The sequence below is a fragment of the Streptomyces sp. NPDC002853 genome (assembly GCF_053591915.1).
Genome location: NZ_JBSFUS010000007.1, coordinates 221,647 through 244,819 on the forward strand (window position 1 = coordinate 221,647; position 23,173 = coordinate 244,819).

Annotated in this window: 18 protein-coding genes; 11 read left to right on the top strand and 7 right to left on the bottom strand. The window is 71.3% G+C overall.

Features of this window, described 5'->3' with window-relative positions:
• Positions 1-54 precede the first annotated feature (54 nt).
• The 5 genes from helR to ACWD02_RS20605 all read left to right on the top strand — a co-directional run bounded on the left by helR (position 55) and on the right by ACWD02_RS20605 (position 8,315).
• The gene (gene helR / locus ACWD02_RS20585) at positions 55-2,220 is read left to right on the top strand and encodes an RNA polymerase recycling motor ATPase HelR (RefSeq protein ID WP_451212559.1); all 2,166 of its coding nucleotides are present in this window, start codon (positions 55-57) and stop codon (positions 2,218-2,220) included.
• A gap of 214 nt (positions 2,221-2,434) precedes the next feature.
• A complete protein-coding gene (locus tag ACWD02_RS20590) occupies positions 2,435-4,492 on the top strand; it encodes a phosphocholine-specific phospholipase C (protein WP_451212562.1) in 2,058 nt (685 codons plus the stop codon).
• A gap of 112 nt (positions 4,493-4,604) precedes the next feature.
• Entirely contained in the window at positions 4,605-5,441 is an 837-nt protein-coding gene (locus tag ACWD02_RS20595) for a class I tRNA ligase family protein (RefSeq protein ID WP_451212565.1), read from the top strand.
• Between the two features lies 1 nt (position 5,442).
• Positions 5,443-7,164, top strand: a complete 1,722-nt coding sequence (gene valS, locus ACWD02_RS20600) for a valine--tRNA ligase (RefSeq protein WP_451212568.1) — start codon at positions 5,443-5,445, stop codon at positions 7,162-7,164.
• A gap of 146 nt (positions 7,165-7,310) precedes the next feature.
• Positions 7,311-8,315 (top strand): phospholipid scramblase-related protein, encoded by a 1,005-nt coding sequence (locus ACWD02_RS20605; protein ID WP_451212571.1) that lies wholly within the window; start codon positions 7,311-7,313, stop codon positions 8,313-8,315.
• Positions 8,316-8,383: 68 nt separating this feature from the next.
• On the opposite strand, the gene ACWD02_RS20610 is transcribed toward ACWD02_RS20605, so the two are convergent.
• Both ACWD02_RS20610 and ACWD02_RS20615 read right to left on the bottom strand, forming a co-directional pair.
• A complete protein-coding gene (locus ACWD02_RS20610) occupies positions 8,384-9,328 on the bottom strand; it encodes a DMT family transporter (protein ID WP_451212574.1) in 945 nt (314 codons plus the stop codon).
• Positions 9,325-10,137, bottom strand: a complete 813-nt coding sequence (locus ACWD02_RS20615; RefSeq protein WP_451212577.1) for a phosphatase PAP2 family protein — start codon at positions 10,135-10,137, stop codon at positions 9,325-9,327. The genes ACWD02_RS20610 and ACWD02_RS20615 overlap by 4 nt, the downstream gene beginning before the upstream one ends.
• Before the next feature lie 197 nt (positions 10,138-10,334).
• Here ACWD02_RS20615 and ACWD02_RS20620 point away from each other — a divergent pair, with 197 nt between their 5' ends.
• Positions 10,335-10,970, top strand: coding sequence for a TetR/AcrR family transcriptional regulator C-terminal ligand-binding domain-containing protein (locus ACWD02_RS20620; protein WP_451212579.1), 636 nt, complete (start codon positions 10,335-10,337; stop codon positions 10,968-10,970).
• Positions 10,971-11,114: 144 nt separating this feature from the next.
• Here the strand turns inward: ACWD02_RS20620 and ACWD02_RS20625 are convergent, their stop codons facing one another.
• Complete coding sequence (locus ACWD02_RS20625; protein WP_451212582.1) at positions 11,115-12,125, bottom strand: DUF2510 domain-containing protein; 1,011 nt, start codon at positions 12,123-12,125, stop codon at positions 11,115-11,117.
• A 108-nt stretch (positions 12,126-12,233) separates the two neighbouring features.
• The gene (locus ACWD02_RS20630; RefSeq protein ID WP_451212585.1) at positions 12,234-13,403 is read right to left on the bottom strand and encodes an anhydro-N-acetylmuramic acid kinase; all 1,170 of its coding nucleotides are present in this window, start codon (positions 13,401-13,403) and stop codon (positions 12,234-12,236) included.
• Between the two features lie 120 nt (positions 13,404-13,523).
• Here ACWD02_RS20630 and ACWD02_RS20635 point away from each other — a divergent pair, with 120 nt between their 5' ends.
• Positions 13,524-14,501, top strand: a complete 978-nt coding sequence (locus tag ACWD02_RS20635; RefSeq protein ID WP_451212588.1) for a hypothetical protein — start codon at positions 13,524-13,526, stop codon at positions 14,499-14,501.
• A gap of 130 nt (positions 14,502-14,631) precedes the next feature.
• Here ACWD02_RS20635 and ACWD02_RS20640 read toward each other — a convergent pair whose 3' ends face one another.
• From ACWD02_RS20640 to ACWD02_RS20650, 3 genes are read right to left on the bottom strand one after another with little or no spacing between them, the layout of a single operon-like run.
• Positions 14,632-15,369 carry a VOC family protein gene (locus tag ACWD02_RS20640; protein WP_451212591.1) on the bottom strand — a complete coding sequence of 246 codons (738 nt, stop codon included), beginning with the start codon at positions 15,367-15,369 and terminating at the stop codon, positions 14,632-14,634.
• 41 nt (positions 15,370-15,410) lie between these two features.
• Entirely contained in the window at positions 15,411-16,415 is a 1,005-nt protein-coding gene (locus ACWD02_RS20645; RefSeq protein WP_451212593.1) for an acyl-CoA dehydrogenase family protein, read from the bottom strand.
• Positions 16,415-17,569 (bottom strand): acyl-CoA dehydrogenase family protein, encoded by a 1,155-nt coding sequence (locus tag ACWD02_RS20650; protein WP_451212595.1) that lies wholly within the window; start codon positions 17,567-17,569, stop codon positions 16,415-16,417. Before ACWD02_RS20650 ends, ACWD02_RS20645 begins: the two co-directional genes overlap by 1 nt.
• Before the next feature lie 146 nt (positions 17,570-17,715).
• Between ACWD02_RS20650 and ACWD02_RS20655 the strand changes: the two genes are divergently transcribed.
• The 4 genes from ACWD02_RS20655 to ACWD02_RS20670 all read left to right on the top strand — a co-directional run bounded on the left by ACWD02_RS20655 (position 17,716) and on the right by ACWD02_RS20670 (position 23,139).
• Positions 17,716-18,498 (top strand): SDR family oxidoreductase, encoded by a 783-nt coding sequence (locus tag ACWD02_RS20655; RefSeq protein WP_451212597.1) that lies wholly within the window; start codon positions 17,716-17,718, stop codon positions 18,496-18,498.
• 15 nt (positions 18,499-18,513) lie between these two features.
• Positions 18,514-19,146 (top strand): TetR/AcrR family transcriptional regulator, encoded by a 633-nt coding sequence (locus ACWD02_RS20660; RefSeq protein ID WP_451212600.1) that lies wholly within the window; start codon positions 18,514-18,516, stop codon positions 19,144-19,146.
• Positions 19,147-19,203: 57 nt separating this feature from the next.
• On the top strand, positions 19,204-20,361 hold the full coding sequence (locus tag ACWD02_RS20665) for an acetyl-CoA C-acetyltransferase (RefSeq protein WP_451212602.1): 1,158 nt from the start codon (positions 19,204-19,206) through the stop codon (positions 20,359-20,361).
• Between the two features lie 129 nt (positions 20,362-20,490).
• Entirely contained in the window at positions 20,491-23,139 is a 2,649-nt protein-coding gene (locus ACWD02_RS20670) for an ATP-binding protein (RefSeq protein WP_451212605.1), read from the top strand.
• The last annotated feature ends 34 nt before the right edge of the window (positions 23,140-23,173 follow it).

The following is a 23,173-nucleotide window of genomic DNA, read 5'->3' on the forward strand; positions in this document are numbered from 1 at the left end:
ACCGCACAATCGCAGGCCTAAGCCCACGACCTGCGAAAACGGGAGACTCCTTAAGTGCCTGCGTTGCTGTCAGCGTTCGACCTTCCCGCCCGCCTCGCCGCCAAGGCCGACCCGGCGCTCATCGGCCGGGACGAGCAGCACTTCGCGTCCGTCGCACAGACCCTTGAGCAGACCGTCGCCGAGGTTTCCGGGCGTCTCGACGACCTGCGCAGGGCGCCCGGCGGCATCGGCCGTGAGGCCATGGACCGGGACCTGGAGATCCACCGCCTGTCCGGCCGCCTGCGCACCCTGAGCCGCTTCGGCCTCGACCTGTGCCTGGGACACATCGTGACCGCGGACGACCCCGAGCCCGTCTACATCGGCAGGCTCGGCCTCACCGACAGCGAGGGGCGCCGTCTGCTGCTCGACTGGCGTGCCCCCGCGGCCGAGCCGTTCTTCGCGGCGACCCACGCCGACCCGATGGGTCTGGCGAGCCGCCGCAGATACCGCTGGACCGACGGCCGGATCAGTGACTACTGGGACGAGGTGTTCACCGCCGACGGGCTCGAAGGGCACGCGGCGCTCGACGACCAGTCCGCCTTCATCGCCAGCCTGGGCGGCAACCGCTCGTCGCGGATGCGCGACGTGCTCGCCACCATCCAGTCCGACCAGGACGCCATCATCCGGGCGGGCTCCCGCGGTGCTCTTGTCGTCGACGGCGGTCCGGGCACGGGCAAGACCGTCGTCGCCCTGCACCGCTCCGCCTACCTTCTCTACGCCGACCCCCGCCTCGGGCACAGCCGGGGAGGCGTGCTGTTCGTCGGCCCGCACCGGCCCTACCTGAACTACGTCGCCGACGTCCTGCCCAGCCTCGGCGAGGAGGGTGTGCAGACCTGCATCCTGCAGGACCTGGTCACCGAGGGAGCCACGGCACAGGCCGAGAGCGACCCGGAGGTGGCTCGCCTGAAGTCGTCCGCGGACATGGTGAAGGCGATCGAGAAGGCCGTCAGGTTCTACGAGGAGCCGCCCACCAAGGGGATGACGGTCTCGACCGACTGGGCGGACGTCCGGCTGAGCGCCGACGACTGGGCGGAGGCGTTCGACGCGGCGGGACGCGGCACACCGCACAACGAGGCGCGTGAGCTGATCTGGGAGGAGCTCGTCGCGATCCTCCTCGACAAGGTCGGCGGCGACGTCCCCGGCGATCTCTTCGAGCGGGCGCTGCGGCACGACGAGGAGCTGGTCACCACCCTGCACCAGGCATGGCCGCTGCTCGAAGCGGCCGACCTCGTCGGCGACCTGTGGTCGAACTCCGCCTACCTGCGGATGTGCGCCCCCTGGCTCGACCGGGACGAGGTGCGCACGCTGCTGCGCAAGGCGGCTCCGCAGGCCTGGACTGTCTCCGACCTGCCGCTCCTTGACGCGGCACGCCAGCGGCTCGGAGACCCCGAGGCGGTCCGGCAGAAGCGGCGGCACGAGGCGATCCTCGCCGCGCAGCGCGAGCAGATGGCGCAGGTCGTCGACAACCTGATCGACGCCGCGTCCGCCTCCGGCGCCGACGGTGACGACGGCGAGGGCCTGGTGACGATGTTGCGTGGCAAGGACGCCCAGGTCAGCCTGGTCGACGAGTCCGAGCTGCCGCCCGCCGACCCGGACCGCCTCGCGGGCCCGTTCGCGCACGTCGTGGTGGACGAGGCCCAGGAACTGACGGACGCGGAGTGGCAGATGCTGCTGCTGCGCTGCCCGTCCCGCAGCTTCACCATCGTCGGCGACCGCGCGCAGGCCAGGCACGGCTTCACGGAGTCCTGGCAGGAGCGCCTTGAGCGGATCGGGCTCGACCGGATCGAGGTGGCCTCCCTGAGCGTCAACTACCGGACGCCGGAAGAGGTCATGACGGAGGCCGAGCCGGTCATCCGGGCCGCGCTCCCGGACGCCAACGTGCCGACCTCCGTGCGCAGCAGCGGCATCCCCGTGGTGCACGGGCCGGTGACGGAGCTGGACGAGGTCCTCGACGGCTGGCTCGCCGCCCACGCCGACGGGATCGCCTGTGTCATCGGCGATCCCGACTTCCGGGAGACGTCCCGCGTCCGGTCACTGACCCCGGAGCTCGCGAAGGGACTCGAGTTCGACCTGGTCGTCCTCGTCGACCCGGACCACTTCGGCGAGGGCGTCGAAGGCGCGGTCGACCGCTATGTGGCGATGACCCGGGCGACCCAGCAGCTCGTCGTCCTCACGAGCTGACGGGGCCGTGCCTTCGGGCTGGTCAGGCGCGCGGGTTCACATGTGTCAAATATGGGACTTCGACCCCCATAAGGTCAGGCCTTGTGTCCTGCGCACCAAGGGTTGGACTTCTCTTCACATCCAGGTCACGGCCCCTTCCCTGATCATTGCTCCCCTTGACACACTTCACCCGCTCACGCCCCCCACACCCCACACCACGAGGTCGAATCCACTCATGCCAGAACTCAATCGGCGCCGGTTCATGCAACTCGCCGGAGGCACCGCGGCCTTCGCGTCGCTCTCGCAGAGCATCGCCCGCGCAGCCTCTCTGCCCGCACAGCGCCGCTCCGGTTCCATAGAGGACGTCGAGCACGTCATCGTCCTGATGCAGGAGAACCGTTCATTCGACCACTACTTCGGCACGATGAAGGGCGTACGCGGCTTCGGTGACCCGCGCCCCGTGACGCTGCCCAGCGGCAAACCCGTCTGGAACCAGTCGGGCGGCGGCAAGGAAGTGCTGCCCTTCCACCCGGACGCCGAAGACCTCGGCATGCAGTTCATCGCGGGCCTCGACCACGACTGGGCGGGCGGCCACAGCGCCTTCGCCGGCGGCAAGTACGACAACTGGATCGCCGCCAAGTCCGAGCGGACGATGGCCTACCTGACGCGCGACGACATCCCGTTCCACTACGCCCTCGCCGACGCGTTCACCGTCTGCGACGACTACCACTGTTCGTTCATGGGGGCCACCGACCCCAACCGCTACTACATGCTGACGGGCCACGTCGGCAACGACGGCAAGGGCGGCGGCCCCGTCCTCGGCAACCAGGAATTGGGCTACGACTGGACGACGTACGCCGAGCGCCTGGAGCAGGCCGGGGTCTCGTGGAAGGTCTACCAGGACATCGGCGACGGCCTGGACAAGGCCGGGCACTGGGGCTGGATCGATGACGCCTACCGCGGGAACTACGGCGACAACTCGCTGCTCTACTTCAACAAGTACCGCAACGCCAAGCCCGGCGACCCCCTCTACGACAAGGCGCGCACCGGCACGAACGTGAAGGCGGGCGACGGGTACTTCGACATCCTGAAGGCCGACGTGAAGGCCGACAAGCTGCCGCAGGTCTCCTACATCGCCGCGCCCGAGGCCTTCACCGAGCACCCGAACTGGCCGGCGAACTTCGGCGCGTGGTACATCGCGCAGGTCCTGGACGCGCTCACCTCCAACCCCGAGGTGTGGGCCAAGACGGCCCTCTTCATCACGTACGACGAGAACGACGGCTACTTCGACCACGTCGTGCCGCCGTACGTCCCCAAGGACGCCAACCAGGGCAAGTCCACCGTCGACACGGCCCTCGACCACTTCCCCGGCAACGCGCAGTACGCCGCGGGACACTACGGCCTCGGCCAGCGTGTCCCGATGGTCGTCGTCTCGCCGTGGAGCACCGGCGGCTTCGTGAACTCCGAGGTCTTCGACCACACATCGATCATCCGGTTCATGGAGAAGCGCTTCGGTGTCCGTGAGCCGAACATCTCGCCGTGGCGCCGCGCCATCTGCGGCGACCTGACCTCTGCCTTCGACTTCAGCGGCAGGGACATGGACCCCGACGAGATGCCGGACACCTCCGCCTACGAGCCGCCGGACAAGGAGCGCCACCCCGACTACGTGCCCAAGGCCCCCGCGAAAGCGAACCTGCCCAAGCAGGAGTCCGGCTCCCGGCCCGCGCGCCCGCTGCCGTACGCACCCCTGGTGGACGGAGCCGCGACGCCCGCCGACGGCAAGTTCACGCTCACCTTCAGCGGCGGCGACGCGGCCGGCGTCTGCTTCCACGTCCGCTCCGGCAACCGCACGGACGGGCCCTGGACGTACACCACGGAGGCGGGCAAGAAGATCTCCGACACCTGGAACGCGGCGTACTCGAAGGGTGCGTACGACCTGTCGGTGTTCGGGCCGAACGGCTTCCTGCGCGTCTTCAAGGGACCCGGCAAGACCGCGGGCCCCGAGGTCACCGCCCGCCACGACAAGGCAACCGGCAACCTCAGGCTGACGCTGAAGAACGCGGGCACGGCCGACGTGAACCTCAGCGTCTCCAACGCCTACGGCGGCGCCGCCCAGACGTTCAAGGTGAAGGCGGGCGGCACCGTCGAGCACACCGTCGACCTGCGGGCGAGCAAGCGCTGGTACGACGTGACGGTGAAGTCCGACGCCGACGCCGGCTTCCTGCGGCGCTTCTCCGGGCACGTGGAGAACGGCCAGGCGGGCGTCAGCGACCCGGCGATCATCTCCGCCTGACCATTCGGCGGCCCTAGGAGCGGCGGCCCCACGCGCGTGAGCACCTGGGGCCGCCGCTCCCGCCGGAAAACCGGAGGCCGGTGCGTCCCGCCCGCGCTTAGCATGCGGAGGCATGACCTTTCCCCATCGCACCAGCGCGGACGGCGCCCCCGACAAACCCTCTCTCGACGGGCTCGAGGAGAAATGGGCGAGGCGATGGGACGAGTCCGGCGTATACGCCTTCGACCGCACCAGGACGCGGGAGGAGGTCTTCTCCGTCGACACCCCGCCACCCACGGTCAGCGGCTCCCTGCACGTCGGGCACGTCTTCTCGTACACGCACACCGACGCCGTCGCCCGCTACCAGCGCATGCGCGGCAAGGAAGTCTTCTACCCGATGGGCTGGGACGACAACGGCCTGCCGACCGAACGCCGCGTCCAGATCCACTTCGGTGTCCGGTGCGACCCCGCGCTGCCCTACGACCCTTCGTTCCGGCCGCCGGAGTCGCCGCCGAAGAACCAACTCCCGGTCTCACGGCGCAACTTCATCGAACTGTGCGAGCGGCTCACCATCGAGGACGAGAAAGCCTTCGAGGAGCTGTGGCGGCTGCTCGGTCTGTCCGTCGACTGGTCGCGTACGTACCGGACGATCGGCACCGAGGCGCGCGCCACCGCGCAGCTCGCGTTCCTCAACAACCTGGCGCGCGGCGAGGCGTACATCGCCGAGGCGCCCACCCTGTGGGACATCACTTACCGCACGGCCGTCGCGCAGGCCGAACTGGAGGACAGGGAGCGGCCAGGCGCCTACCACCGGCTCACCTTCCACGGCTCCGACGGCAGGCCGGTCACCATCGACACCACCCGGCCCGAACTCCTTCCGGCCTGCGTCGCTCTGGTCGTCCACCCCGACGACGAGCGCCACAGGGACCTGATCGGCACGACGGTCCGCACCCCGCTCTTCGGCGTTTGAGGTGCCCGTCGTCGCCCACCGCGCCGCTGTCCCGGACAAGGGCACGGGAATCGCGATGATCTGCACGTTCGGTGACACGGCCGACGTGACCTGGTGGCGTGAACTGCGCCTCGCCACACGCCCGGTGATCGGCTGGGACGGCCGCTTCCTGGCGCAGCCGCCGAGCGGTGTCGAGTCGGCGGAGGCCGTCGCCGCGTACACGAAGCTGGCGGGCGCCACCGCGCACACCGCACGGGAGCGGATCGTGGAGTTGCTGCGGGCCGGCGGCGAACTGGAGGGTGAGCCGCGGCCCATCACGCACGCAGTGAAGTTCTACGAAAAGGGCGACCGGCCCCTGGAGATCGTCACCACCCGGCAGTGGTACCTGCGCAACGGCGGCCGCGACGAGCGCCTGCGGGATGAACTCATGGCGCGCGGCGGCGAGTTGACCTGGCATCCGCCGCACATGCGGGTGCGTTACGAGAACTGGGTCGGCGGCCTGAACGGTGACTGGCTGGTCAGCCGGCAGCGCTTCTTCGGCGTCCCGATCCCGGTCTGGTACCCGCTGGACGGCAATGCCCAGCCCGATCACACCCGCCCGATCGTCCCGGACACTCGCGCTCTGCCCGTCGATCCGAGCGCGGAAACGCCGCCCGGGTATGAGGACGCCCAGCGAGGCGAGCCGCACGGCTTCACCGGCGACCCGGACGTGATGGACACCTGGGCCACCTCCTCGCTCACCCCGCAGATCGCCGGTGGCTGGCGCTCGGACCCGGACCTGTTCGCGCGGGTCTTCCCGATGGACGTCCGGCCGCAGGCCCACGAGATCATCCGTACCTGGCTGTTCTCGACGGTGGTGCGCGCTCACGCCGAGCAAGGGGAGCTGCCGTGGCGGCATGCCGCGATCTCCGGCTGGATCCTCGACCCCCACCGCAAGAAGATGTCGAAGACGAAGTCGAACGCGGTCACGCCCGGGGACCTGCTCGTGCGGCATGGCTCGGACGCGGTCCGCTACTGGGCGGCGAGCGGACGGCCCGGCACGGACACGGCGTTCGACGTCGGCCAGATGAAGGTCGGCCGCCGCCTGGCGACCAAGCTCCTGAACGTCGGCAAGTTCGTCCTGAGCCTCGGTGAAGCGGCCGGTCCCGCGGACCCGGCTCCGGTCACCGAACCGCTGGACCGGGCGGTGCTCGCCGAACTCGCCGCCACCGTCGAGGAGGCGACGGCCGCCTTCGACGCCTTCGACTACGCGCGGGCGCTGGAGCGTACGGAACGCTTCTTCTGGCGCTTCTGCGACGACTACGTGGAGCTGGTGAAGGCGCGGGCGTACGGCGACCAGGACGAGGACGCGGGGACGCAGTCGGCGCGCGCGACGCTGCGGACCGTTCTCGACGCACTGGTCCGCCTGTTGGCGCCGGTCCTGCCCTTCGTCACGGAGGAGGTGTGGTCCTGGTACGCCAAGGGTTCCGTCCACCGCGCCGCGTGGCCCATCCCTCAGGTCCCCGAAGGAGCGGACGCCTCGGTCCTCGCGACGGCCTCGGAGGTCATCGCGGCGATCCGCAGGGCGAAGTCGGAGGCCCGGCTCTCCATGCGGGCGGAGGTCGCGGGACTGGTGGTCCTCGGGCCGCGTGCGAGCCTGGACCGCTTCGAGCTCGCACAGGCGGACGTGCGGGCCGCGGGCCGGGTCGGGACCGTGGAGACGCGCGAGGGGGAGCCGCGGCTGACGGTCGAGGTGCGCGTCTGACCTGGGGGCCGCGACATGGTGACCGCCGTCCTCGCAGGTGGGGGTGGCAGTCGAACTCCTCGTGTCCACCAGCGTGCCGCTGTCGTGCTTCGCAGGGGGCGCGAGGGGCTGGCGAAGCGCCCCCATTCGCGGGGTAGTGTGCCCGGGTGACAACGCAATCGAACACTCCTGCAGGCTGGTATCCGGACCCCCAGGGCGCGCCCCAGCTGCTGCGCTGGTGGGACGGGTCCCAGTGGACCCAGCACACCAACCCGAGCCAGCAGGCCGGTGGTCAGCCCGCGCAGGCCCAGCAGGCCCAGCCTCAGCAGGTCCCGCAGCAGGCCCCCTCGGCCCAGCAACAGCCGGCCCAGCAGCCGCAGGGCGCGTACGCCCAGCCGCAGGCTCAGTTCGGCCAGCAGCAGGGGCAGTTCGGTCAGCAGGCGGTCCCGCAGCAGGCTCCGCAGCAGGCGCAGTACGGCCACCCCCAGCAGGGGGCCCCGCAGGCGGACCCGGCCAAGGTGCAGCGTCAGGTCCAGCAGCAGGCGGGCGTCACGCCCACGGCGCAGGGCGGCGGCTCGCTCTTCACCGAGCCGGTCCTGGTCGTGAACCAGAAGGCCAAGCTCATCGAGCTGACGAACGAGTACAGCGTGATGGACCAGGCGGGCAACACGCTCGGCTCGGTCGTGCAGGTCGGTCAGAGCACGCTGAAGAAGGTCGCGCGCTTCGTCTCCAGCGTCGACCAGTTCATGACGCACAAGCTCGAGATCCGTGACGCGTACGGCCAGCCGGTGCTCAACCTGACCCGCCCCCGCAAATTCGTGAAGTCGCGGGTCATCGTCGAGCGCCCCGATGGTCAGCCGATCGGTGAGATCGTCCAGCAGAACATGATCGGCAAGATCAACTTCGCGATCATGGTGAACGGCCAGCAGGCCGGCGCGATCAAGGCCGAGAACTGGCGCGCCTGGAACTTCTCGATCGTCGACCACGCGGACAACGAGGTCGCCCGGATCACGAAGACCTGGGAAGGCCTCGCCAAGACGATGTTCACGACCGCGGACAACTACGTCCTGCAGATCCACTACCAGCTGCCCGAGCCGCTCCTGAGCCTCGTCGTTGCGACGGCTCTGACGGTGGACACGGCCCTGAAGCAGGACTCCCGCGGCTTCGGGTGAGGTTGTTCCTCTCGGAAACGGCATCGGCGGCGCCCTGGATCCGGGGCGCCGCCGATGCCGTTTCCGGGCTACGACAGGTGCAGTGCCACTGGTTCCGACTGGCTTGGGATGGACGGCAGGAAGTCCTCCGAAGGCAGCTCCGAGGGCAGCTCCGAAGGCAGCTCCGAGGGTGCCTTCGCGTGTGGCTCGTCATGCGGTGAGCGGGTCAGGACCACCACGCCGTACGCCGCGATAGCCGCGCCCCCGGCCGCCAGGAACAGTCCGGCCACGCCTCCCTGCAGCCGCTCCCCGAGCAGGGTGAGACCGATGACGGCGGCGGCCACCGGATTGGCCAGGGTGACGACGGCCAGTGGTGCCCCGAGGCCCCCGCGATACGCGGTCTGGGACAGGAGGAGCCCGCCCACGGCGAACGCGGCGACGAGCAGCGCCACGACGATCACCTGCGGGCCGAGCAGCGGACCCGAGCGGTCCGTCGCGGCGACCGTCACGGTCTGGGTGAGCGCGGAAGCGACGCCGGAGGCGAACCCGGAAGCGGTCGCGTGACGCAGCCCCGGCCGTGTACCGGGACGGGAGAGCATGCCGATCACGGCCATCGTGACGCCCGCGACGGCCAGCGCCTCCGTCAGGGTCAGCGTGTCGTCGGGCGCGGGCCCGGTAGCGGTGAGGAGCAGGGCGCCGAGGCCGATGAGGGTGAGCCCGGTGCCTCGCCACTCCGGCGGGGTGACGCGCCGTCCCGCGAGGCGGGCGCCCAGCGGCACGGCGGCGACCAGGGTGAGCGCGCCGAGCGGCTGCACCAGGGTCAGCGGACCGTACTTCAGGGCCGCCACGTGGAGCAGGGCCGCGGACGCGTTGAGCCCGACCGACGACCACCAGGGACCGCTGCCGAGCAGCCGCAGGAAGCCGTTGCCGGAGTCCGTGATGCGGGTGGCGAGGCGTTCCTGGGCCACGGCGGCACAGGCGTACGCGGCGGCCGAGACGAGCGAGAGCGCGACGGCGAGGAGGGTGGCGTTCATCGGCGGACCCCGGGAGCGGCCAGCTCGCGCGTCGGCGCGTACCGCCGCACGACACGCGAGCGCGCGGGATCCGGCAGCTTGATCACGGCGAGCGCGATGCCGAGCAGCGCGGTCACCACGAGGGCGTCGAGCCAGTAGTGGTTGGCGGTCCCGACGACCACGAGCAGGGTGATCAGCGGGTGCAGCAGCCACAGCCAGCGCCACCGTGAGGAGGTCGCGACGATGAGACCGACGGCGAGCATCAGCGCCCATCCGAAGTGCAGGGACGGCATGGCGGCGAACTGGTTGGCCATCGAGTCGGTCCGCGGGGTGGCGCCGTACACGGTCGGCCCGTACACCTGCCCGGTGTCCACGAGGCCGGTCGCCTCCAGCATCCGGGGCGGTGCCAGCGGGAAGGTCAGGTGCAGCACGAGGGCCGCCGCGGTCAGCGCGGCGAGCACCCGGCGGCTCCACACGTAGTGCCGGGGCCGGCGCAGGTAGAGCCAGATCAGGAAGAGCGCGGTGGCCGGGAAGTGCACGGTCGCGTAGTAGGTGTTCGCGATGTGCACCAGGGTGTCGCTGCTGAGCAGCGCGTGCTGTACGGCGCCCTCGCCCGGCAGGTGCAGGGTGCGTTCGGCGTCCCACACGTGGTGGGCGTTGCGGAAGGCCTCACCGGTGTGGCCGTTGGCCAGCTGCCTGCCGAACTTGTAGACGAGGAAAAGTCCTACGACGAGGAGGAGCTCGCGGACGAGGGGCGGTCGGGCAGATGTGTCCGGCTCCCGGACGGCTATGTCCGGTTCCCTTTCGGCAGGCTCGGTTCGGGATTCCATCCCCCGGCCCCTTTACGTGACGACTGGGTGGTGCGGGTAGTGAGTGGGAAGCGCCTCGCGCGGTCGTTGCAGTCGTGGAGCGCCGCACTCATCGATACGCCAGTGTACCGATACGCCAGTGTACCGATACGCGGGCGTACCGGTACACTGGCGTATCGATAGGGTCGGTCGAAGCCGCCGCATCGAGGAGAAGAGCCATGACGTCGCCGGACCGGGCAGCAGAAGCAGGCACGACGGACCCCACGGGCTCCTCGCGCCGCTCCAAGATCACGCCCGAGCGTGAGCAGGAGTTCTACGAGGCCGTCCTCGACCAGCTCCGCGAGTGCGGGTACGACGCCGTGACCATGGAGGGCGTGGCCGCGACCACCCGGTGCAGCAAGTCCACCCTCTACCGTCAGTGGAAGACCAAGCCCCAGTTCGTGGCCGCCGCGCTGCGCGCCAATCGCTGCGTGCGGTTCGCGGGCATCGACACCGGCACGCTCGCCGGTGATCTGCGCGAGGCGGCGCGGGCCGCGGGGGAGTGGTCGACGCGGGACAGCATGCTGGTGCAGGCGCTGAGCCACGCGGTGCTCCAGGACGAGGACCTGCGCAGCGCGCTGCGCGAAGCGCTGGTCGAGCCCGAGACGAAGGCGCTCGACGAGGTGATCGAGCGCGGGGTGGCCCGGGGCGAGATCGCCGCGGACCATCCGGCCACCAGATTCATCACGGCTCAGCTCATGGGCGTGGTCCGGGCCCGGCCCGTCCTGGAGGGCAAGCAAGCGGACGAGGCGTACCTGTCCGACTTCGTGGAGGCGTGCGTGCTGCCCGCACTGGGCCTGACCAGAGCCACCTGATCGTGGACCGGGGCCCGGTGGATGACGGGCCCCGATCCGCCTGGCGCGCCGCACCGTGGGGACGGGGGTGGCGTGGCCGCTCTTGGCCGGGCGGGCGGAACCCTCGTGGTTCCGGCCGCCCGGCTCTGACGTTCCCGGCGCCCGTCAGACCTCCCGGCCGTTGCCGCCCCCGCCGCCCGACGCGGCCTTGATCCCCTTGGTGATCTCGTCCATGACGGACAGCTTCGGGGACTTGTCGTTCACGTCGATGCCGAAGCGGACGATGACGAGCTTCGACTTCAGGGTGGGAGAGGGGAAGGCCAGCGACTGGACGTACCCGTCGTCGCTCTTCTCGGTGACGGCCTTCCAGCGCACGAGGTAGCCCTTCTGGCCGGCCACGGTGACCGCCTTGGACTCCAGCTCCTTGTGCGAGGTGATCTTCCCGTAGGTCTTGCCGCCGTACGACTCCTTGGCATTGACGGAGATGTCGGCCTTGGCGGCCGCCTCCGCCGTCTTTTCGTCGATCTTGAAACCCTCGGCGAGTCCGGCGTACGCGCCGCCGCGCGAGCAGGTCTTGGCGGTGTCCCTGGGGCAGGGGTAGGGCCCCGTGGTCACCGAGGCGCCGCCGCTCTGGCCGGCCGCGCCGGTCCAGCCGTCCGGCACCGGGAGGCTGATGCCGCTGAGGGGGTCGGTGGCGTACCCCTCCTCCGACGGCGGGGCCGAGCCGCCGCCCGGCGGCTTGGACTGCTCGGGGTCCTGCGGGTCCTGAGGGTCCTGCGGAGCGCCGGGCTTCGAAGGGGCGGAGGACGAGGGGTTCTTGGCGGTGTTGTCGCCGTCCCCGTCGTCATCGGCGGTCAGGAAGTAGACGCCGCCGCCTATCCCGGCCAGGACCACCAGGGCCACGCCTATGGCTATGCCTGTGCGCAGGCCGCGCCGAGGAGCGGTGGGCTGGCCCGGAGAGGAGGGGTAGGCGGCGTATGCGCCCGGGGCACCCGTCGGGGCGCCGGGCGGATAGGCCGGGGGAGTCGCCGGGGCGGAACCGCTCCACCCGGCGGCGGATCCCACCGCGCGGACCTGGTCCGTCCATACGTTCCCGTCCCACCAGCGTTCGGTACGGGGGCCGTCAGTTGTCTGGCCGGGGTCGGGGTACCAGCCGGGAGGGGTTACCTGGGTCATGGGCGTCAGGGTATGAGCATTCGGTGAAAGCGGCATGAGAGGGGGCCACGACAAAGGTCACCGTTCGGCTGCCGCGCGCCGCTGTACTCCTTGCGGGAGGCGGCAAGTTCACCGCACCCGTCCGTCCACCACCAGCCGCACCGGGCCGCCGCCCTCAGGAGCGGGCACCCGCACGCCGGCCCGGCCCGGAGTGATCGACCCCAGCACGCTCGCATGCCGCGCACCCGTACTCTCCGGCACCGTCCCCGGCAGCCCGTGCGCCGTCAGGAAACCGAGGACCGCGAAGGCGTACGCCTCCTTCGCCGCGGACGGCAGACCGAGCTCATCGGACGTGCGCACCGGGACCTTGCCCCCCAACTCGGCCCGCAGGAACGCCATCAGCGTCGGATTTCGGGTGCCGCCGCCGGAAGCGATGACCTCGGAGGCGTCCACCGACCTGACGGCGTCGGCCACCGTCCGGGCGGTCAGGAGGGTGAGGGTGGCGATGACGTCCTGCGGGGCGAGCGTCTCGTACCCGGCGAGGGCCGCCCGCAGATAGGGCAGATGGAAGAGCTCCTTGCCGGTGGTCTTCGGGGCGGGGCGCGCGTAGTACGGCTCGCGCAGCAGCACCGCGAGCAGCCCCTCGTCGACGGCGCCGCGCGCGGCCATCTCGCCGTCCATGTCGTACGTGAGCCGCTCCCGGGTCAGCTCGCGCACGGCGGCATCGATGAGCGCGTTCGCGGGACCGGTGTCGAAGGCGGTGCCGTCCGCGGCGGTGATGTTGGCGATGCCGCCCAGATTCAGTGCGGCGGGGGCGCCGGGCCTGCCGCGCAGCCACATCTGGTCGACGATGCTGACCAGGGGTGCGCCCTGGCCGCCCGCGGCGATGTCACGGGGGCGGAAATCGGCGACCACCGGAAGGCCCGTCGCCTCGGCGATCCAGGCGGGCTGCCCGATCTGGAGCGTGCCGTGCACCTGGCCGTCCGCCACCCAGTGGTAGACCGTCTGGCCGTGCGACGCGACCAACTCGGCGCGCCCGTCGCACAGCTCACGATCGGCCTCGGCCGCCGCGGTGGCGAAGGCCTGACCGATGCGGGTGTCGAGGCGGCACACGTCCGCCAGCGTGGTGGCGGCGGGCGGCAGCGCGGCGGCGAGCGCCGTGCGCAACTCCTCGTCGTACCCGCGGGTGATCAGGCCCAGCGGGGAGAGCAGCAGGCGATCGCCGTCGATCGTCAGGTCGGCCGCCGCCGCGTCGATGGCATCGTACGAAGTCCCCGACATGAGCCCGATTACGCGCACGTGCTGCCCCTCTCACTCTCCTCACCAGTGCGTTTGATCATTGCAGCGAAGAAGGGGCGAGCGCACTCGCACGTACGATCCAGTTCAGGCCATCGGCGCTGGGGGAGAGGCGACTTGTTCATGTCCAGCACGGGATCGACCGGTCCGCGCCCGGGTGTGCGCCGTACGAACCTCACCCGAACCGACGGTGCCTGGAGCGGCCTGCTCCTGGAGGTGCGTGATCGGCCACGACCCGAGATGTGCCTCTGGACCGCCGGGAACCGTCTGCTCCTGACGCAAGGGGCGACCGCGGATCCGCTGCTCCTTGCCGTGGTGGACCCGGACCGCGACGGAGTCGACTTCTGGCGGACCGGGCGCCGCCGCCCCTTGGTCCCACCCCTGCGCGCACACATGGCCCGCGCCTTCGAGGGCTCGGCGGAGCGCTGGGGCCACCACTTCGCGACCTTGCTCGCGACGACGCCCGACAGCCCCCTGCACGACGGGCGTTGGGTGCTCTCCCCGGACCCGCTGCTGCGTCGCTGCCCGAATCGCCATGGCGCGTCACCCGGTGAGTACTGGAACTCGCTCCTCATCGAGGGTGATCCCGATGGGTACATCGAGTGGTTCATCCACAACGGCTCATGGGAGATTCTTCCGCTCAGGGCGATGCCCGACGCCGACGACCCCAGGGTCAAGGCCTACCGCAAGCAGGCGAGGGACGGCACGCTGCCGCCGGTCCTGCTCTGGTGGGTGAGCGGTCTCGACAGCCACCTCGTCCTGGACGGGCACGCCCGACTGGCCGCGGCGATCGCCGAATCCGTGGAGCCGCCGGTCCTGGAACTGCGACGGACCGTTCCGCGGGACGAGGTGGACTCCGGCACGGAGCGGGCGGTGGCGACGTACGAGACGGAACTCGAGCGGTTCACCGCGCTGCGTGCAGCGCAGGGCCCGCGCGTCCCCGACGGCGCCGAGTTCGCGGGACCCGCCCTGGTGCGCCGCCTCGACGAACTGCGTACGGCCCACCGCCCCACGTGGGCCTGGCCGCTCCCCGGCGGCGTGCGGGAGTGGCGCAGGATCGCCCGGGAGCAGGTGGGCGAGGGGAGTTGGGAGTACGGGTGACGGGGCGCGGTCCGCAGGTGGCGGAACTCCGCGGCGGCGCAGGGTTCCGCGGCCGCGCGGGGCTTTGGCTTTGTCTCAGGCGGGGGGCTCTGCCCCAGCCCTGGGCTGTTCCTCAGCGCAGGGCTTTGCCTCAGCGCAGGGAGAGGACGCAGAAATCGTTGCCTTCCGGGTCGGCGAGGCACGTCCAGGGCACGTCGCCCTGGCCGACGTCGGCGTCGGTGGCGCCCAGGGCCCGCAGCCGGGCCACCTCCGCCGCCTTGTCGTCACCGGTGTACGGCGCCACGTCGAGGTGGGCGCGGCTCACCATGGTCTTCTCGCCGGACGTGCGGAGGAACTCCAGGTAGGGGCCGACGCCCTTGGACGAACGCAGCCGGGCGTGATCGTCGGACACCTCGTGCAGGGTCCAGTCCATCGCCTCGTCCCAGAACCGGGCCATGGCCCGCGGATCGGCACAGTCGACCACGATGGCGGCGACGGGCCCGGTGTCCCGGTAGAGCTCGCGAGGCTCGAGCACACAGAAGACGTTGCCCTCCGGGTCGGCCATGACCGTCCAGGGGACATCGCCCTGGCCCACGTCGGCGGTGGTGGCGCCGAGCTCCTTCAGGCGCGCGACCAGCTCCGCCTGATGGGCCTCGGAGGTGGTCGCGAGATCCATGTGCACGCGGTACTTCACCGTCTCGGGGTCCGGAACGGTGACGACATCGACGCAGATGGCGGAGGGGTCCGGCCAGGAGACGCCCTCGGGTTCGACGTTCGTGACGCCGGGGCCCTCGCTGGACAGGCCCCAGCCGAGTGCCTCTCCCCAGAACCGGCCAAGCGCCGAGTCGTCCCGGGCCTTGAAATTCACGTTCACAAGTCGCAGCGGCATGCGGTGGATCATATGCACAGGTGGAGGGCGGGGGCCGGAAATTACTCCCGGAACCGACCGGCCCGCCGGCCCCCGGACAACACCAGCCGGCGGCACTCCCCGGGGCTGCCCCACGCGCCGCGCAGCGCCCGTGCCTTCGTCAGCCACAGCGACAGGTCGTACTCCGCGGTGTAGCCGATGGCGCCGTGGAGTTGGAGTGCCGCCCGCGCGGCGCCGTACGCGGCTTCGCTCGCCGCCACCTTCGCCGCGGCCACATCCGCCGTCTCCAGGGTCAACGCCGCCCCGAACACGAGGGGCCGGGCGAACTCAAGACCTGTCAGGACGTCCGCCAGGCGGTGCTTGACCGCCTGGAAGCCACCGATCGGCGTGCCGAACTGGGTGCGCTGCTTGACGTACGCCACCGTCCTGTCGAGCAGCGCGAGCCCGACCCCCAGGGCCTGCGCCGCCGTCGCGAGCGAGGCCCAGTCGGCCGCGTACCGGGAAGCTTCCGTCACCGAGGGGCCCGAGGCGAGCAGTTCGCCGGGCCGGAGCCGGGCGAGGCGCCGTGCCGGGTCCAGCGACCGCTCCACGCGCGCGTGCCCGGATGCCAGGCGCAACTCACCGCCCCCGGCGGTCAACCGCAGCGTCGCCGAGTCCGCATCCAGTGCGAACGGACCCCCTTCGGGGAGCGCGAGCGTCGTGATGGCCTCCCCGGAGGCCACGGACGCAAGAAGCCGCTTGGCGGGAGCCGCGTCGCCCAGTTCGGCGAGGCGGGCGAGCAGCGCGCCCGCAGCCACCGTCTCGACCACCGGTCCCGGCATGGCATGGCGCCCCAACTCGAGCAAGGAGACGGCCATTTCCACCGGGAGCGGCCCCACGCCTTCGTACTCCTCGGGGACGGCCAGGGCGAACACACCCGCGTCCGCGAGACGGCCCCACACGGCACGCCCCCGCGCGTGGTCCCCTTCGGCCCACGCCCGCGCGGCCGCCGGGGTGTCCGCCGCGGTCAGCATCGCGTCGAGCGAGCGTGCGAACTCGCGCTGCTCGTCGTCGAGGAGGAACCTCATCAGCGGCGTCCCTTCGGCAGTCCGAGCAGCCGCTCGGCGATGATGTCGCGCTGGATCTCGTTGGTGCCCGCGTAGATCGGCCCGGCGAGCGAGAAGACATACCCCTCGGCCCATTCGCCGCCCTCCGCCAACTCGCCTTCGGCGCCCAGGAGATCGAGTGCGGTCTCGTGCAGCGCGATGTCGTACTCGGACCAGAAGACCTTGTTCAGGCTGGACTCCGCGCCGATCGTCTCGCCCGCCGCGAAGCGCGACGCGTTGGCCCAGGTGAACAACTGGTAGGCGCGGGCCCCGATCACGGCGTCGGCGACACGGTCGCGCAGTGCGGTGTCCGCGGGGTCTCCGTGCGCGTGCCACTGCCCCACGAGGCGGTCCGCGGCGGCGACGAAGCGGCCGGGGGAGCGCAGGGTCAGGCCGCGTTCGTTGCCCGTCGTCGACATGGCGATCCGCCAGCCCTGGCCCGGCTCGCCGATCACGTCCTCGTCCGGCACGAAGACGTCGTCGAGGAAGAGCTCGGCGAACGCGGGCTTGCCGTCGAGGCGGCCGATGGGGCGGACGGTCACGCCGTCCGCGTCGAGCGGGAACATCAGATAGGTCAGGCCGCGGTGCGGCTTGGCGGAGTCGACCGCGGGATCGCTGCGGAACAGGCCGAAGGCGCGGTCGGCGAACGCGGCCCGCGACGACCAGGTCTTCTGCCCGCTGATCAGCCAACCGCCGTCCGTGCGGCGGGCGGTGGAGCGCAGCGACGCCAGGTCCGAGCCCGACTCCGGCTCGGACCAGGCCTGTGCCCAGATCACCTCGCCGCTCGCCATCGGGGGCAGCACGCGGGCGCGCTGCTCCTCGGTGCCGAAGTCGAAGAGGGTCGGCGCGAGGAGGTTGATGCCGTTCTGCGAGACGCGGCCGGGGGCGCCCGCGGCGAAGTACTCCTCCTCGAACACCAGCCATGTGACGATGTCGACGCCCTGCCCGCCGTACTCCTCGGGCCAGGAGACCACCGACCAGCGATCGGCCGCGAGTTCACCCTCCCAGGCGCGGTGCGCGGCGAAACCCTCGTGGGTCTCCAGCGACGGCAGCGGCTCGGCCGGCACGTGCCCGGCCAGCCAGTCACGGGCCCGCTGCCTGAACTCCTCTTCTCCGGCGGTGAAGTCGAGGTCCATCGATGGCCCACCTCTTCGGTCGGTTCTTCTCCAGCGGTCTTTGTGTTGCCCAGCGGCCTTCCCTAACAAGTGTTTGGTAGATTACCCTGAGATCGAGTCAGTCGTCGAGAGCGAGTCAGTGAGTCGAGAGTCAAGGGAGGCCGAGCATGGACGCGCCCACCTACGTGCCGGGGCACGGTCTGCTCGCGGGCCGCACCGCCGTCATCACCGCCGCGGCCGGAGCGGGCATCGGTGGCGCCACCGCGCGCCGCTTCCTGGAGGAGGGCGCGCGCATCGTCATAGGCGACGCGCACCCGCGCCGCACCAAGGAGACGGTGGAGGCGCTGGCCGAGGAGTTCGGTGCAGGGCGGATCGAGGGGACGCCGTGCGACGTCACGGACGAAGCCCAGGTGCAGGGGCTGTACGACCTGGCCGAGCGGTGCCACGGCGGTCTGGACATCGTCGTGAACAACGCGGGCCTCGGCGGCACGGCCGAGCTCACCGAGATGACCGACGAGCAGTGGGACAGAGTCATCGACGTCACGCTGAACGGCACGTTCCGCTCCACCAGGGCCGCCCTGCGCCGCATGCGTGCGGCCGACCGCGGCGGCGTGATCGTGAACAACGCCTCGGTGCTCGGCTGGCGCGCCCAGGCCGGCCAGGCGCACTACGCCGCGGCGAAGGCGGGCGTCATGGCCCTCACCCGCTGCGCCGCCGTCGAGGCCGCGCCCCACGGCATAAGGATCAACGCGGTCTCACCCAGCCTCGCCATGCACCCGCACCTGGCGAAGGTCACCTCGCCGGAGCTGCTCGAAGAGCTGACCGCGCGCGAGGCGTTCGGGCGCCATGCCGAGCCGTGGGAGATAGCCAACGTCATCGTGTTCCTCGCCAGCGAGTACTCCTCGTACATGACGGGGGAGACGGTCTCGGTCAGCAACCAGCACGCCTAGGCGGAGAATGACCGTGTGTCGAAACAGAAGCAGAGCAGCACCACGAAGAAGAAGGCCCCCGTGAGCTCGCCCGAGCGCCGCGGCGAACTCCTCGCCATCGCGGCCGACGTCTTCGCCGAGCAGGGGTACAACGCGACCACGGTCCGCAAGATCGCGGACTCCGCGGGCATGCTCGCCGGCAGCCTCTACTACCACTTCGACTCCAAGGAGTCGATGCTCGAGGAGATCCTCTCCACCTTCCTCACCGAGCTGTGGGACGGGTACGACACCGTGCTCCAGTCGCGGCTCGGCCCCCGCGAGACCCTCGAAGCGCTCGTCACCGAGTCCTTCCGGGAGATCGACCGGCACCGCTCGGCCGTCGCGATCTACCAGAAGGAGTCCAGGCACCTGGTCGCGCAGGCGCGCTTCCAGTACCTGACCGACTCGCAGCAGCGCTTCGAGAAGACCTGGCTGACGACGCTGGAGCGCGGTGTCGCGGAGGGTGTCTTCCGCGACGACCTGGACATCCGGCTCGCCTACCGCTTCGTGCGCGACACCGTCTGGGTCGCCGCGTCCTGGTATCGCCCCGGCGGCGGCCACAGCCCCGAGGAGATCGCCCGCCAGTACCTCTCCATGGTCCTGGACGGCATCGCCGTACGCACCACGTAGAGCGCGCGTCGTCGCCCGGCGACCGCACCGACCGACGAGCACGAGGAGTACGCAGTCATGGCCGAGGCCTACATCGTCGAAGCGGTCCGTACCCCCGTCGGCAGGCGCAAGGGCGGCCTCTCGGCCGTCCACCCCGCCGACCTGGGCGCCCACGTCCTGAAGGCACTCGTCGAGCGCACCGGTGTCGACCCCTCAGCCGTCGAGGACGTCGTCTTCGGCTGCCTGGACACGGTCGGGCCGCAGGCCGGGGACATCGCCCGCACCTCCTGGCTCGCGGCGGGACTGCCCGAAGAGGTGCCCGGCGTGACGATCGACCGGCAGTGCGGGTCCTCGCAGCAGGCCGTGCACTTCGCGGCGCAGGGCGTCCTGTCCGGCACGCAGGACCTCGTCGTCGCGGGCGGCACACAGAACATGTCGATGATCCCCATCGCCTTCGCCTCCCGGCAGGCCGCCGAACCACTCGGCCTCACCGAAGGTCCGTACGCGGGCAGCGAGGGCTGGCGCGCCCGCTACGGGGACCGGCCAGTCAACCAGTTCCACGGCGCGCAGCTGATCGCCGAGAAGTGGGGCATCAGCCGCCGGGACATGGAGGAGTTCGCTCTGCGCTCGCACCGGCGGGCCGTCCGCGCGATCGACGAGGGCCGCTTCGACCGCGAACTCACCGCCTATGGGGACGTGACCACCGACGAGGGCCCGCGCCGTGACACGACACCGGAGAAGATGGCGGGTCTCAAGCCCGTCCTGGACGACGGCACCATCACCGCCGCCTGCTCCTCGCAGGTGTCGGACGGTGCCGCCGCCCTGCTCGTCGCGAGCGAAAGGGCCGTAAGGGACCACGGGTTGACGCCCCGCGCCCGCGTCCACCACCTCTCGGTGCGCGGCGAGGACCCGATCCGCATGCTGTCCGCGCCGATCCCCGCCACCGCGTACGCCCTGAAGAAGACCGGCATGAGCATCGGCGACATCGACCTCGTCGAGATCAACGAAGCCTTCGCGCCGGTCGTCCTCGCCTGGCTGAAGGAGACCGGCGCCGACCCGGAGAGGGTCAACGTCAATGGTGGTGCGATAGCCCTCGGTCATCCCCTCGGCGCGACGGGCGTCAAACTGATGACGACGCTCCTGCACGAACTGGAGCGCACCGGCGGCCGGTTCGGCCTGCAGACCATGTGCGAGGGCGGCGGCCAGGCGAACGTGACCATCATCGAGCGCCTCTGACGTCGTCCAGCTTCGGGCTTGACCTTCACCCCTTGTGGGAGTTGCTGCCCGGACCCCGCACCGTGAGGCCTTCTACCCGGCTAGTCTCGATGTCTGTACGTCGATTGAGCGACCTCGGGAGGTAGCGCGATGACGCAGGGACGGCCCGGAGGTGCCACCTGGGCCCCGCTGTGGGAGCGCGACGCGGAACTCGCCGCTGCCGCGAGGGCCGTTGACGAGCTGTGTTCCGACTCGACGACGGCGGGCGGACTGCTCGTCTTCCAGGGCGAGGCGGGCATCGGCAAGACGGCGCTGCTCGCCGAAGTGCGCCGCATCGCGGAAGGGCGGGCCGTGGTGTGGTCCGCGCGGGGCGGCGAGACCGTCACCTCCGTCCCCTTCAACGTCGTACGCCAGTTGCTGCAGCCGGCACTCGTCGCCCTCTCGCCCGACGAGTCGCGGGAGTATCTCGGCGACTGGTACGAGATCGCGGGACCCGCCCTCGGCATAGCCGAGCCGACCGGTCTGCAGGCCGACCCGCAGGGTGTGTGCGACGGCCTGATCGAGGCGGTCGCGCGCCTCTCGGGACTGCACTGGCCGCTGGTCCTGCTCATCGACGACGCGCACTGGGCCGACCAGGAGACGCTGCACTGGCTGGCCGCGTTCGCCCAGCGCCTCGACGAACTGCCCGTCCTTGTGGTGGTCGCCCACCGGCCCGACGACGCCACCGGCGACAGCGCGCGCCACCTCGCGGCGGTCGGCGCGGCGGCCCGCCCGCTGCCCCCACTGCGCGCGCTCACCCCGGACGCGGCGGCCGGACTCACTCGCGCCACCCTCGGCGAGCACGCGGACGCCCCGTTCTGCCGCGAGGTCTGGGCGGTCACCGGCGGCAATCCGTACGAATCCGTGGAACTGCTGGCCAAGGTGCAGGACAGCGAACTGGAGCCGGTGGAGGGTTCCGCCGCCGAACTGCGCGCCCTGAACCGCTCGGCGCGCGGCCGCGGACTGGTCGCCCGTCTCGAAGGACTCGGCACGGACGTCACGCGGTTCGCGTGGGCGGCCGCGATCCTGGGCACCGCCATCCCGCTGGACCTCGCCGCCTCGCTCGCCGGGATGACCCGTGAGGCGGCCGAGCGGTGCGCGGAGCGGCTGCGCACCGCGCGCATCCTGCTCGGCGCCGACGAGGGGCTGGAATTCGTCCATCCGCTGATCGCGAGCACCGTCTACCGCTCGATCCCGGCCGCCACCCGTACCGCGTTCCACGGCCAGGCCGCCTGGGCCGTCACGCTGTCGGGCCGCGGCGCCGCCGCCGCTTCCCGGCACCTCCTCGAGGTGCATCCGGACGACGATCCCGAACTGGTCAAGCAGTTGCGTGAAGCGGCGGCCGAGCACCTCGCGGTCGGCGCGCCGGACGCCGCCCGCCGCTGCCTCGAACGGGCCCTGCGGGAACCACCGCTGCCCGAGACCCACGCGCGCGTGCTCTACGAACTGGGCTGCGCCACCCTCCTCACCTCGCCCGCCACGACCATCGGTCACCTGCGCGAGGCCCTGCACACGCCGGGCCTCGACCGGAAGCTGCGGGTGGACGCGGTCTGCCGACTCTCCCAAGCCCTGGTGCACAACGACCAGCTGGAGGAGGCCCTGCGGGTCGTGGACGCCGAGGCCGAGCGTCTTGACCCCGGACCCGACCGGATGCGTCTGGAGGGCGTCCACTACATGTGGGAGGGCATCCACGCGCGTGAGGACGACGCCACGGGTCGTTCGCGCCGCCTCGCCGCGCTCGCCCGGCCGCTGCCGGGACGCGACAACTCCGAGCGTGCCCTGCTGATCCTGCGCGCGTTCGATGCCATGACCCGCGGGGAGAACGCGGAGGAGGTCGTCGAGCTCTGCGACCGCGCCCTCGTCAACGGCCGCCTCGCGCCCGGGCTCGGCTGGACCGACACGGAGTGGGGCTTCGAACTCCTGACGATGCTGGGCGGCGCCTACATCTTCACCGACCGCCTCGACCGTGCCGAGAGCGTCTTCGCCGAAGGGGTCCGCGCCTATGAGGCCGCGGGCTGGAGCGGCGGTCATCTGGCCGTCGCCAAGGCCTGGCTGGGCCTGGTGTACCGCAGGCGCGGACGTCTCGCCGAGGCGGAGGAATCGCTGCGGGAGAGCCTTCGGCTCACCGACCGTGTCGGCAGCGGGCTGCCGATGCACTGGGACGCCGCGTGCAAGCTCATCGACGTGCTGCTCTCCCGCGGCAAGATCGACGAGGCCCGGGAGGCCGCCGATCGCTACGGCATCGCGCCGCCCTACCCCTCCACGATCTTCCTGCCCGACATCCACTACGTGCGCGGCCGTCTCCTTATCGCCTCGGGGCAACGGCCGGAGGGCGTCAACGAACTGGAAGTGGCGGCGAAGACGGCCCACGAGCGCGGCTGCTACAACACCGTCGTCAACCCCTGGGCGTACGAACTGGCCCGGGCGGTCGCCACCGAGGACCCGCGGCGGGCCGCCGACCTCGTCGCCGAAGCACGGGTCCAGGCGGAGCACTTCGGAACGGAGACGGCGATCGGCGAGGCGCTGCGGTGTGCGGCGTCCCTGGAGAGCGGCCGGCGGGCGGTCGAGCTGTACGCACGAGCCGTCGCCTGCCTGGAGGCGTCGCCGTGCGCGTACGAACACGCCGTCGCCCGGGTCGAGTACGGGATCGTGGCGGGCTCCGCGAGCGAACTGGCCCGCGGCCTCGCCCTGGCCGAATCCTGCGGGGCAGCGGGCTTGGTCGCCCGAGCACGGGCTTCGCTGGAGGTGGCGGGGGTCTGAGCGGGGGCTTCGCTGGAGGTGGCGGGGGTCTGAG